The sequence below is a fragment of the Novosphingobium sp. FG90 genome, assembly GCF_057808725.1.
In genome coordinates, this window is record NZ_JBMDIO010000014.1 from 102945 (window position 1) to 115088 (window position 12144).

The following is a 12144-nucleotide window of genomic DNA, read 5'->3' on the forward strand; positions in this document are numbered from 1 at the left end:
CCCGCATCCCCGCCGCCAACAACCATAAATGGGGGATGCCAAATGGCCCGGAAATCGCTTTCGACGACATCATTCTGGCTCGGCACGGCGCTGCTCATGGCCGCCACGAGCGCCCCGCCTGCGCTGGCGCAGGATACAAAGGCCGCCGCCGCGCCGCCGCAGACCATATCGCCCACCGAACCGCCGACCCCGGGGGCGGAATATCCCGCTGGGGATACGAATAACCCGGTGCCGGCGCCGATCGGCCCTTTCGCGGCATGGTGGGAATGGAAATCGGATCTCAAGGACAAGGGGATCGACTTCACGCTTGCGTACCGGTCCGAGGATCTGGCGGCGGTGTCGGGAGGCAGCAACGGCCGACTGGTCCACGCCGGGCAGATCGCGCTGACCTCGCAATATGGCGTCACCTCAAGGTTTGTTCGCCAGACAACGATTTCTCGGACATAAGCGGAACATGGGCTACGCTACACGCTTCAACCGCGCCATTGGCTCGTTGAGTGGGTGGAATTCACCTGCTGGAAGTCGCCTGGCCTGCTCCCAGAGGTAATCGCCGGTCAGACTGATGTGCGCCCAGCCCATCGGAGAAAGGTGCGCAAGCAGTGCCGCATCGAACGTCGTGCCGACAGCGTTGAGGTGCTGGGCGGCCCGGTCGAGATAGACCGTGTTCCAGTAGGAAATCGCCGCAATCAGCAGGTTCAGCCCAGATGCGCGAAATTCCTGATTTTCCAGCGAGCGATCGGTGAACCGACCCTGCCGGTTGGTATAGATGGCGGCGGCAAGCGTGTGCCTCGCCTCGCCTTTGTTGAGACCGGCCTGACAGGCACGTCGCAGTTCCGGTTGTTCAAGCCAATCGAGCGTGAACAAAGTGCGCTCGATACGGCCCAGTTCAGCCAATGCAAAATCCAGCCTGTTCTGGCGTTTGTAGGCGGCAAGTTTTCGCAAGATTACTGACGGCGCCACCGTGCCATCCTTGATTGAGGCGACAATCCTGACGATGTCATCCCAATCGGCCTCGATCGCTGCCGTTTTGATGGTGCGGCCCATCAGATTTTCGATGCCCTTGTATGTCGATGGCGCAGCGATCGAACCCAGCTTGCGGTCGCCAATATCGCGCAGCCGGGGCGCGAAGCGGAACCCGAGTAGGTGGCAGAGTGCGAAAACATGATCGGTGGCGCCGCCGGTATCGGTATAGTGCTCATGCAACGGAAGGTTGCCGGCGCCCAGGACAAGCCCGTCGAGCACGTAAGGCGCTTCACCTGCCGTCGCGGACATGATCCGTGATCCGAATGATGCGAAGTGATCGGAAAGGTGAGAATAGATTTTCACGCCAGGTTCGGCGCCATATTTGGCATTGACGTCCGCCGCCCCTGAACGGCTCCGCCCCGACCGGAAGAACTGGCCATCGGACGACGAACTGGTGCCAGCGCCCCAATGCCGCGCGAAGGGTAATTCGTGATGGGCTGAGATGATCATGGCCAGCGCGGCCTGATAGTTCTCGGGTGAAAGATACCAGTTGTGGGTCCATGCGAGTTGGGCATAGCTGACGCCTTCGCTGGCATTGGCCATCCGCTCCAGCCCGAGGTTGGTGCCATCAGCCAGAATTGCGGCGAGTACCGTGCTGGGGTTGTCGTGCTCCTTGCCTGAGCGCAGGTCACGGAATGCGTTCAAAAAACCAGTGCGTTCGGCGACTTCAAGCAGCAGCTCGGTGATGCGCACGCGGGGAAGCAGGGTATCGAGCTTGCGATCGAGGGCTTCAGCTTCCGGTGGGGTGACAGGCGGCATTTGCTGAAGCTTGAGCCGGTCTCGTTCGAGCGACACTCCCTCAAGCTTGTTTGTTTTCAACTGCTTGGCAAATCGGCGCAGCCGCCAGTCAAGATTTCGTGCCCGGTCAGCGAGGTAGGATGCAGCATTTGAATCGAACGGAAGCACATCCGCCACTTTGGCGGCGTCGCGCCGACCCAGCAAATAGGCATCGAAGCGCTGATAGTTGCGGGTTCCCTCGATCCATACATCACCGGCGCGCAAACGATCACGCAAGGTTGCCATGATCGCAATTTCATAACGTCGGCGGTCGATACGGCCGCTTTCGGTGATGAGACGCTTCCACTGCCGATTGGGGAATGGCAGTGGAACGCCATCGGGAAGGTCGCGCGACTTTCGTGTGTTCGCATCGCGAATGACATCGATGGCTTTGATCAGTGCCGTCCCTGTTCCAGACGCCTTGAAGGTGAAGGCGTCCAGAAATGCCGGGCTGAAACGCCGTAGCGTGGCGTAACGCTCGGTTGCCGTTACCAGTGCGTCCTCGCCGGCAAGATCAGCAAGGGCATCTACTTGGGCCTTTGCCGCAACAAGCCGGTGCCAGCCCACCGCTTCGTCAATCAATTCGAGCGGATCGCCGCCATTCTGGACAGCCTCATCAAGTGCTGTAATCGTGGCGCCAAACAGCCGCATGAGTTGCCCCACCGACTGAATACTATCTTGGTAGCGACGCTCGCGCCCACGCCGCGCGCGCGTGAACATGCCGCCGATAAGTCGGTCAAACATTTGGATCGCGGCATCGGCAAGTCTGGCCTCAAGGTCGATCACTGCGGCCGTCAACGTCGCCCGCCTGCGATTGACGCTGTAATCCGAAAGCAGGAATGCCGGTGCCACGCCGCCCTCGCGGACAAATTGGGCAAAGCGGAATTCCGGAATGGCGCCCCCAACTACCGGGTGGATACCTATGCCGCGAACATAGCGCAGGCGCTCAAGCAAGCCATTGATATTGGCCGCAGTCGGGGCTTCTTCGAAATTACGCAACCACGCCAGCGGTGTCATGCCGAAATCCGGGTTGTTGATTACGAGTTCGTCTAGCCGTGTCAGTTCAGCAGAGCTGAGGCCTTCGACGATTGCGGCTGCGGCAGCTTTGCGTGCGCGTGCCCGGCCAGCAAGACCGGCGCGTTCCAGTGTGTCGCCTGACGGAAGAATGAACCGCTCACCCTTCAGGCCAACCATGAGGGCGCGAACAATCGGTTCACCTCTGTCTGTATACTCGGCGGCTTGCGCGGCAAGATTCAGGGCAAGTGCCAGGTCGCCGCGTCGAAACGGGCGTATGCCAAGATAACGCGCCACGAGATCGGCATGATCGGTACGGGTTTGCGCGCGCTGACCATATGCAGAGAAGGAGGAAGGATCGACGAATAACTGTGCCGCGAGGTACTGAAGAATGACGTCGGGAAGCCCGATCTCGGGTTGCAGACCAAAGCCGGGATGTCGCATCAAAGCGATTTGTGCAGCCAGACCGAGTCGATTTGCTGGACCATAGCGGCGCCCAACCAATTCAACATCTTCCGCAGAAAGGGTATAATGCCCAATGATCGCGGTTTCTTGGACAGGAGGATCGAACAGGCGCCGGCGCTCGTCTCCGGTCAGAAGTCGGCGTCGTGCCATTTTGCTCTCCCGCTGAGGCGAATTACAAAATTGACACCAAAGCGGCTTGCACTGGAGGGAGGCCATTCGTTGCCGGTTGATCCCCGAGCAATCACCCGGCGCAGCAAGACAGTTTGGCGACATCCTTATCAAACGTTTGGGCCGCCAGTTTGAGGCCTTCCACAGTGGTCAGGTAAGGAAATATCGTTGCACCCAATTCCAGGGTGGTCATGCCGTGTTTGATCGCCAGCACCAGTGTCTGGATCGAATCCGCGCCTTCGGGTGCCATGATCTGGCCGCCCAGCAAACGGTCGTTCGCCTTGTCGGCAATCATTTTGATGAGACCCCGCGTATCGCGTGCTGCCAGTGCCCTTGGCACAGCATCGAGCGGGAGCAGCGAAACCTTGATGTCCAGGCCTTGCGCCCGTGCTGTCGTTTCAGTGAGGCCGGCGCTGGCGACTTGCGGGTCGGTGAAGACGACGGATGGCATGGAGGAATTGTCGTAGCGGTATTGGTTGCCCGTCACCGCGTTGCGCGCGGCCAGTTTTGCGCCATAGGCGGCCATGTAGACGAACTGGTCCCGTCCCGTTACATCGCCCGCCGCGTAAATGCCTGGAACCGACGTTTCGAGGTGGTCATCGACGACGATTCCACCATTACGGGCAAGCACTATGCCGCGCTCCTCCAGCCCAAGCCCGTCGCTATTGGGTCGGCGTCCGGTGGCGATGAGCACCTGTTCCGCCGCGACGGTGTCACAATGCCCCTCGCAGGTCAATTCGACCCCGCTCTGTGTTTGGGCGATACGCTGATAGCCGACACCTGCGCAAACCCGCACGCCCTCGGCTTCCAAATAGTTTTTCAGCGCGGCACTCACTTCCGGGTCCATTTCGGGGAGCAGGCGGCTTCGGCAGCAGATGGTGACATCAACGCCCAGACGCGAAAACATCTGTCCCAGTTCTACCCCGATCACCCCGCCACCGATCACCAGCAGCGATTTGGGCAAGCGATCCAGCGCCAGCGCCGATGTGCTGGTTAGGTAGGGCACGCTGTCCATCCCCGGAATCGGCGGCACGGCGGCGTGCGCACCCATCGCCAATATGACCTTGCCGACCTTCATGGGCGCATCGCCGACAATCAGCGCACCATCGGCAAAGCGTGCCTTGCCCTCGATATAGCTCACACCTTCATAGGCGGGCAGCAGATCGACATATTTTTTTTGGCGCAGCGTCGTGACAAGATCGTCCTTCGACGCCGCCAATACGGACCAGTCATCCATCTGGACAGCGCCCCCAAGGCCGGGAAAGCGCGCGGCGGCAAGCCCACCATGCACCGCTTCGGCGGCGCGGATCAGCGTCTTGGAAGGAACGCAGCCAACATTGACACAGGTGCCGCCAATCGTGCCGTGACCGACGAGCGCCACTTTCGCGCCCAGATCGGCAGCGGCGATCGCGGCGGAGAACCCGGCAGAACCCGCGCCGATGACGGCAACGTCAAATCCTTCCTGCCCGGGGCGGTTGCAACAGTCGTTCATTGCTTATCGCTTTCTTGAGGCGCTGGCGGCGCCCCGCTCAGTTTTGAATAGCGCGCGCCGGATAACCCGCGTTGGTTGATGCAGCGGCAATCGCAGCAGCATTGGTGCGGCGCGGGTTATAGGTTGCGCGCGCGGTCTTGGCTGCGAAATCGACCGTGACCGCCGTTACCCCGGCGACGCCTTCCATCGCCTTCTTCACGGTGATCGGGCAGGTGGCGCAGGTCATGTTCTCTATGGCAAAGGTGGTTTGCTTCTGAGCGGTTGCGGTAGCCGCGGGGCGATCTTGCGCCGTGCCACTAACTGCATAGGCGACCCCGCCGCCAGCCATAGCCAGCACGGCCATAGCGATACATACTGTCTTTTTCATGGGTATTTCCTTTCAATAGAACCAGGGTGCCCACCAGTCGATGGTGAGCGCCAGGATGGCGACGGCAAGGCCCAGCCACAGCACCGCCTTGGTGGTCCAAGCCGATTGTGGACGAGCGCAGTAGGAACCGTCTTCACAGGGCGGTTTCGGCTTGAAATAGACATGCCAGAAGCCGTAGCCGAGCAGCGCGAGCGTTACGCCTGCGACATAGGGCTTGTAAGGTTCGAGCGCCGTCAGGTTGGCGATCCACGCGCCGGAAATTCCGAGCATAACCAACAGTAGCGGGACGACGCAGCAAGCCGAGGCGAGCCCCGCGCCGATCAATGCGCCCGCCGCAACCCAGTTTGCCTGCTTCGGCTCGTGGTTTTCGGTGAGGGCTGGCTGTCCCGCTTCCGGCGTTGAGACCATGGCTTGAATCCCTTGTTCCAACTGAGTGATTCGCAGTGTAGGCTCTGTAGCCACTACAGACTCAAGAGGTATTTTCATGGAGCAACAGGTCGGCATCTTGCGTGCCCAGCTTGCCCGGAAAACAGGCTGCAATCTCGAAACCATCCGCTATTACGAGAAGGTGGGATTGCTGCCGGGGCCGCCTCGCAGTTCCAACGGCTACCGCGTCTATTCGCCGGAACTGGTGCAAAGGTTGCAGTTCATCCTGCGCGCGCGCGACCTTGGCTATGCAATGGATGACATACGGTCATTGTTGTCGCTCACCGATACCGGTGCACAAACCTGCGCGGAGGTTATGGCGAGAACCGAACTCCACCTTGAAGATGTCCGCCGCCGCATTGCAGATTTGCAGAAGATAGAGGTGACGCTGGCGACCACGTTAGCCAGATGCACTGGAGATGACGTTGCCGAATGTCCCATCCTGGAAGCACTCCAGTTTTTACCCCATCAAGGCAATTGACGCCATCTTTGAGGGATTTGATTTTGTGATGTCAGCTTGGAGTATAGCCTAACCGGACGTCAGGGCGCTACCGCGGTTTCTGTCAGATTAGGGTACTAAACGGAATTTGTTGACGAATGTCGTTGCGTATCATAGATTTCAACCTGACATTTTGATGGAGAGAGTGCGCAGTGAAGGGGCAACGGATCGGCTATGTCCGGGTCAGCACGTTCGATCAGAATGTGGATCGCCAATTGGAAGGTCAGTCGCTCGATCGGACCTTCACCGACAAGGCATCGGGCAAGGACGTCAACCGCCCCCAGCTTGAGGCTCTGCTCACTTTCGCCCGCGAAGGCGATACCGTCGTCGTCCACAGCATGGATCGGTTGGCCCGCAATCTGGATGACCTGCGCAAGCTGGTCCAGGGCCTCACCAAGCGAGGTATCCGGATCGAGTTTGAGAAGGAAAGCCTGTCCTTCTCGGGGGGAGGACTCCCCGATGGCCAATCTGATACTCTCGGTCATGGGTGCGTTTGCTGAGTTCGAGCGCGCCCTGATCCGCGAACGGCAACGCGAAGGCATTGCGATCGCTCGGCAGCGCGGCGCCTATCGGGGGCGGAAACGGTCGCTCTCGGATGAGATGATTGCCGATCTGCACCGCCGCGTTGCCGCCGGTGAACGCAAGGCGACCATCGCGCGCGACATGGGCATCAGCCGCGAAACCCTCTACCAGTACCTTCGCGCCGCTGCCTGACACCAATGTTCACATTATGTCCGGAAAATCGTTGTTCAGCGTACAAAGCTTGAGGTGACGCCGACCAGCGGTGAGAAAAACAGATTGTCAGGAAGCTCAGCGTCTCTCTTGCCCGAGGGGGAATTTCCAGCCAATCGACCAAAGCATTGACCGAAGGGCGGAACCCCTCGCGCTTGTTCAACAGAGCTTCTTGTCCGCAGACATAGGCCTTCACCATTGCGCGCTCGATCTCGCCAATCGTATTTTGCGTGCGCCCCCCTTTACGCGCCTTGCGATCCCGGGCGACAATGTCGCGCGCGACCTCGCGGAATATCGTGCGCATTTTCGATGTTGGTCGCTCGGCTTTGGCAGGCTTCCTTTTGACGTTCACAGTTGCAAAATCCCGAAAAAAAGCGAGCCTCAGACCGACTGACGCGGCGCGATGCCGAGGCGCTGTGCGACCTGCGTGTAGAGACCGACGATGCCGGGCATGGCGACCGTGACCGCAAGACCGAATGGTACAGCTTCATCTATCGGAGTGCCCGGATCTGGATCGCGCTGCACAACGAGGTCAATCGTCATATCCGGGCCGACGACCGGCGCTTTGTCACCTTCCCAGCAACGCATGAATATGGTGCCGCGATTAGTCTGATTGCCGTCCGGTTGAAGGCTTCGCGGAGAAACGCCCAAAGTGCCGGCTTCTGCTGGATCGAGCAGCTTGAGGCGAACGGATCGGTAGCTCTTGCGTCCCGGTTGCACGGGTGTGAACCATGCCAGCGTCGCCGAGAGGCTGTGGGGCCGGGCCTGACCGCTCATAACCGCCGGTATGGGAACACGGACAGTGGTGACACGGTCGCGCGAAAGTTCTCCAACCGCCCAGAACGTCGCGCGGTCCTCCGCGCACGCTACCGCGTCTTCGGCGTCAACATAGCCAAATCCCAGGAAGCGCCTGATATTGTCCTTGATGTGGCTGTGATGTCCGCCGACTGGACCGATGATCGCTTTGATCCGTGCAGCAATGTCATCGGGCCACCGGGCGGGATGGACAAGCAGTGCCTTAAGCAAGGCCGCCCGCTGAATGTGGGGCAGGCCCGCAAAATCCGGATACGCCGCCTCTAGTGCGTCGTGGATCCGATGACATGTGCGTGATGCCAGCGCGGTCGCGCCGCTGGTCCCGCCCGAATAGCCTTCGGCTACCCCGAAGGCGCCGGTACGAGGCGCAGCCACTTTGAGGCCAGCGGGGCGCGTCGAGGGCGCCGGCCTGACGAAGACATGACCGTCGGTCCGCATCTGGCGGAGGTGCTCGCGACCTCCCGGCATCAAAATGTCGGGTTTGACTGATCGGGCAAATCCAGGGCCGAGAGCGCTCGACGGGTTGGCGGCACGAATGCCCGGAAAGGGGTCGATGATGGTGCGGGCGGCGCGGCGGTCCGCAGCCGACACCCAATCGTCGTTGGACGCGCCGACCGTCACCGCGTTGATTGCCTCGGACGGCGAAAACATACGCCGGTCAGCCATCAGATTGCCGATCGCGGTCAGCGTGCCGTCACAGCGAGCGGCGGCGTCAGCGTCTTCGAAAGCCGTGCCGGTCGCGAAGGCTGGGACGCCGAAGGTCTCCCTCACATTACCAGCACTCACCAGAAACAGAATGCCGTATCGGTACGCCAGTCGATCCAGCAGCCGTGCCCATGCCGACAGCGACGACTGAAAGGGACGCCGCTCGTTGCCAAGCGAGAGATTGACGATCAGCACGCCCGGCGCCGTTGCATCCGGGCCTTCTCGCATCGCTCTAATGGCGAGAAAGATGATATCGACGACAAGCCGTCGTGCCGGGAAGCGATCCCCAGCACCCATCACCGGAACAACATGAATGCGCCGCGGCAATGCCGGTGCGGGATTGTTCCTGTCGCCATGCACGAGGAGCGACGCCATCGCAGTGCCATGGACGCGTTGGTCCACGGGGGCATGGGGTTCGAGATCGAATTGATCATCCACGACCAGATGAGCGGCGAGCAGCGGATGTGCAGCGACCGGAACTCCGTCGAGCAGGGCCAGGATCGGTTCGCGCAGGTTGCCGACCGCAGCAGCGGTGCCGGCGTCTGTGACGTCCTCGATCTCGATCGTCGTCGCTAGGCTTTGCGGGCGGATGTGCATGACAGGCTCGAGGCTGGCGATGCCGCCTTCCGCCCGATCGATGATCTCCCGGATCGCGCGTACCGGCAAATCCACAAGCAGGGCATGATAGGCGATGTCGGGCAGCCGGGCACGCGAGATGATATCCCCGCCGCGTGCGGTCACTGCCGCGCGCACTTCATCTTCCCGTGCCTGGGCCTGAACCTCAGAGGCTCGGTAGATCAATTCGATCTCCAGCGGGACAAGCTCGTCCTCGCCGCGCTCCTCGATCTCCTCGGCGAGAAAACTGGCGTCGATTCGTTGGACCCTGTCCTGAGGCCCCCATGGTCGCAGATCGCGAAGCAGTTCGAACACGCCACGCCACGGCGTCTCCCCGAATTGCAGTTGATCGGCGTTCCAGCGCCTCCAAAGAGAGAGCAGTTCTGCGAGCGCGCGTGCGTCCGGAACAAGGAGGTAGGCAACGGGCTCCTTGTCGTCGTCGCTGCCTAACTCCTCCTCGTCGATCAGTTCGAGGCCGGGCACGCGCTGAACGGCTGCGGCAAAATTGTTCACCGAGCCACGGACTTCGAAGACGAGCAATCTCTCCGGTGCCAGGGCAGCCGGATCGGCACGCAGTTCGAGACCGCCCGGATCTCGCGCCAAAGCCTGGGCCAGGCGGTCGAAGTTTGGGGCAAATGTGGCTTGCTGGCGATCCCGAGGGAAAGATTCAGGTGGCCGGGGAAATTTTTGCTGACCGGCGGGGCGTTGTCTTGATTGGTCTGGCGTCAGCCTCAGCAGGGGCTTGGTTGGATCGCTCGCCATCTACATTCCCGGGCCGTACGCGCGATTTCCATAGTTCAAGCTCTGTCTCGAGCGCATCATCAATCCCAATCTCCCCCAAACCCAATATCTGCCTGCGCCTCACATTCTGGCACAGGTCGAGCGCTTCGGCATAACTTACTTCGCCAAGGCGGGTCGCGAGCTTCTGTACAGTCATGCGCGGAGTTTCAGGCCAGCCAGAGATGACCCTGTCCAAAAACACCTCAAGCAGTTTGCGATCGGGCTGTGGAAAAGCTAACCGCATCTGAAAGCGACGCCATACCGCGCGATCAAGCAACTCTGCATGATTGGTAGCCGCAACAACTATAACATACGGCGGCAATTGATCGAGTTGCATGAGCAAGAACGAGACCACGCGCTTGATTTCGCCGGTTTCATGGGTGTCGCCACGCTCTTTACCGATAGCATCAAACTCGTCGAAAAATAGGACGCTCGGCTGTGTGCGCACATAATCGAACAGTTTGCGAAGCCGAGCGTTGGTCTCACCAAGGTAACTGCCGATCAAAGCATCATAACGCACGACGAAGAATGGTAAGCCCAGCGCCTCCGCGATTGCCTCAGCAAAGGACGTCTTCCCGTTTCCAGGAGGCCCGGAAAGCAGAATCCGATGCCGTGGCTCATAGGCATGTGCGCGCAAAACATCAGCACGCATGTGCTCTTCGATCAGCTGACGACCATTCTCGCGCGCTGGCAACGAAAGGAGCAGATCATCAAATCTAACCCGCGCTTCGATTTCGATGATCGTGTCTCGACCTGGCCCGACCTGAGGCTGGGAGGTCGTGAGAGGCGGCGGCGTTACCGGCACGGTGCTTAGTGCGCGTTCGATGCGATCTGCAACGATGTGGTGATTTTTGGCTCGTTCGTCCGCGGCAATGGCCTCGGCCGCTGCGCGCAGCGTCTCACGGTCGCCAGCAACGCTGGCGCGAACGAGCGAGACGAGATGATCAGCGCGGGCCATTTTCTATGTTTCAGTCACTCAATCGGCAGGATCAAAATCGACTACCTGGGGAATCTAATGAAATTTTCCTGCGGTGTAATCAATTATTCGCGATCCAGCTCTAGCAGACCTAGCACGATAATGCCTCTGCCATATGTGACGCTCCGTAAGGGTATCTGAAACCAGGGACCATCGTGGAGCAAGCCAGCATTCCATAGCCTAGATTCCCTATAGAAAGCTCTCACCGGCGTGGTTCTTGAACAACGCGGCATCGCGAACATAACCGAGGAGCACCTCCACCTTCTTCTGACGCGATACCTCCTGCATCTTGGGCAGCGAGGCTCCGGCCTTGGCCGCCTCGGTCAGAAACCCTGAGCGCAGTGAGTGCGCACCGACTGCGGCAGGATCGAGCCCAACCTTTTGGGCGTAGCGCTGAATCAGGCGGGCAACCGAGCGATCCGACATGGGCTCTTTGGTCATCATCCCTTGTGCGTCGGTGCGGTAGAACAAAGGACCAGCCTCCCCTCCCCTTGCGCTGAGCCATTCGTTGAGGCGCGCGCCCGGCTTGAGAATCTTTCCCGACGGCACCGCGATGACCTGCCCTTCCCCTTCTTGGTCTGTTTTCGAGTGCCTGATCGTCAGCTTGAGGCCTTCCCGCACCAGCTCGAGGTCAGCCAGCTGTAGCGCGACCAACTCGGAACGCCGCAACGCCGCCGCCAGCCCAAGTGCCATGACGGCCCGGTCGCGGATAGCCCGCGGACTTTGGCCTTCAGCAGCTGCAATCATCCGCGCAAGATCGGCCGCCAGAATTGCGCTCTTCTTGCGCGTCGGCCGTGCGCGCTGCTCGCGCCGGATCCCGGCAAGTGTGTCGCCAATGACATCACGCGGATCGCGATGCTGGGGTGCGACCTGCCCTGCCTGCCTGTGGTGCCAGGCGATGGCTGCAAGGTGCCGCCCGATGGTGCTGTCCGCCCTCCCCGCCTGCGCCAGCGAGGCAAGGTATGTGGCCACGGCCTCCGGCATAGCCGGCATAGGCTCAAGATCGCGCGTCCAGCACCATTCTTCGAACTGCCGCCAGTCGCTCTCATAGGCCCGGACCGTGTTGGCGGCCTTGGACCGCGCCCGGTAAGAGCGGGCCGCTTCGATCTCAGCCGCGAGCTGCGGCGGGATCGCATTCCCCAAGGGCGCGAGCGCAACCTCATCTGAATGCCTCAAGGCCTTGCTGCTGTCATCGTCCAAGGCGACACTCCTCAAGATTCAAGTCCGCTGCTGTGCCCCCCCTTGCCTTCGGGCCGGGGCGACATCGCAGTGAATTTCGCCTGCTTTATATA

Annotated in this window: 12 protein-coding genes; 4 read left to right on the forward strand and 8 right to left on the reverse strand. The window is 60.6% G+C overall.

What is annotated here, in order from left to right:
• The first annotated feature begins 42 nt into the window (after window positions 1-42).
• The gene (locus tag ACODRZ_RS14280) at window positions 43-447 is read left to right on the forward strand and encodes a hypothetical protein (protein WP_488971384.1); all 405 of its coding nucleotides are present in this window, start codon (window positions 43-45) and stop codon (window positions 445-447) included.
• Between the two features lie 12 nt (window positions 448-459).
• Here the strand turns inward: ACODRZ_RS14280 and ACODRZ_RS14285 are convergent, their stop codons facing one another.
• The 4 genes from ACODRZ_RS14285 to ACODRZ_RS14300 all read right to left on the reverse strand — a co-directional run bounded on the left by ACODRZ_RS14285 (window position 460) and on the right by ACODRZ_RS14300 (window position 5714).
• A complete protein-coding gene (locus ACODRZ_RS14285) occupies window positions 460-3429 on the reverse strand; it encodes a Tn3 family transposase (protein WP_014072601.1) in 2970 nt (989 codons plus the stop codon).
• A 91-nt stretch (window positions 3430-3520) separates the two neighbouring features.
• Complete coding sequence (merA, locus tag ACODRZ_RS14290; protein WP_488971383.1) at window positions 3521-4939, reverse strand: mercury(II) reductase; 1419 nt, start codon at window positions 4937-4939, stop codon at window positions 3521-3523.
• A gap of 37 nt (window positions 4940-4976) precedes the next feature.
• Complete coding sequence (locus tag ACODRZ_RS14295; protein WP_004213249.1) at window positions 4977-5306, reverse strand: heavy-metal-associated domain-containing protein; 330 nt, start codon at window positions 5304-5306, stop codon at window positions 4977-4979.
• A 12-nt stretch (window positions 5307-5318) separates the two neighbouring features.
• The gene (locus ACODRZ_RS14300; RefSeq protein WP_014072602.1) at window positions 5319-5714 is read right to left on the reverse strand and encodes a mercuric transporter MerT family protein; all 396 of its coding nucleotides are present in this window, start codon (window positions 5712-5714) and stop codon (window positions 5319-5321) included.
• A gap of 76 nt (window positions 5715-5790) precedes the next feature.
• Between ACODRZ_RS14300 and ACODRZ_RS14305 the strand changes: the two genes are divergently transcribed.
• The 3 genes from ACODRZ_RS14305 (at window position 5791) to ACODRZ_RS14315 (ending at window position 6945) form a co-directional block, all read left to right on the forward strand.
• Window positions 5791-6213, forward strand: coding sequence for a MerR family transcriptional regulator (locus tag ACODRZ_RS14305; RefSeq protein WP_039330852.1), 423 nt, complete (start codon window positions 5791-5793; stop codon window positions 6211-6213).
• A gap of 170 nt (window positions 6214-6383) precedes the next feature.
• Entirely contained in the window at window positions 6384-6731 is a 348-nt protein-coding gene (locus ACODRZ_RS14310; protein WP_427468340.1) for a recombinase family protein, read from the forward strand.
• Complete coding sequence (locus ACODRZ_RS14315) at window positions 6691-6945, forward strand: helix-turn-helix domain-containing protein (RefSeq protein WP_427468341.1); 255 nt, start codon at window positions 6691-6693, stop codon at window positions 6943-6945. The genes ACODRZ_RS14310 and ACODRZ_RS14315 overlap by 41 nt, the downstream gene beginning before the upstream one ends.
• Here the strand turns inward: ACODRZ_RS14315 and ACODRZ_RS14320 are convergent.
• The 4 genes from ACODRZ_RS14320 to ACODRZ_RS14335 form a co-directional block, all read right to left on the reverse strand.
• Window positions 6902-7315: a hypothetical protein gene (locus tag ACODRZ_RS14320; RefSeq protein ID WP_155646352.1), complete on the reverse strand. Its 414-nt coding sequence runs from the start codon at window positions 7313-7315 to the stop codon at window positions 6902-6904. The genes ACODRZ_RS14315 and ACODRZ_RS14320 overlap by 44 nt on opposite strands.
• 29 nt (window positions 7316-7344) lie before the next feature.
• Window positions 7345-9636, reverse strand: a complete 2292-nt coding sequence (locus ACODRZ_RS14325) for a S8 family peptidase (RefSeq protein ID WP_488986209.1) — start codon at window positions 9634-9636, stop codon at window positions 7345-7347.
• A 127-nt stretch (window positions 9637-9763) separates the two neighbouring features.
• Complete coding sequence (locus ACODRZ_RS14330) at window positions 9764-10834, reverse strand: AAA family ATPase (protein WP_066531344.1); 1071 nt, start codon at window positions 10832-10834, stop codon at window positions 9764-9766.
• 207 nt (window positions 10835-11041) lie between these two features.
• Window positions 11042-12052: a site-specific integrase gene (locus ACODRZ_RS14335; protein WP_051146240.1), complete on the reverse strand. Its 1011-nt coding sequence runs from the start codon at window positions 12050-12052 to the stop codon at window positions 11042-11044.
• Window positions 12053-12144: the final 92 nt, after the last annotated feature.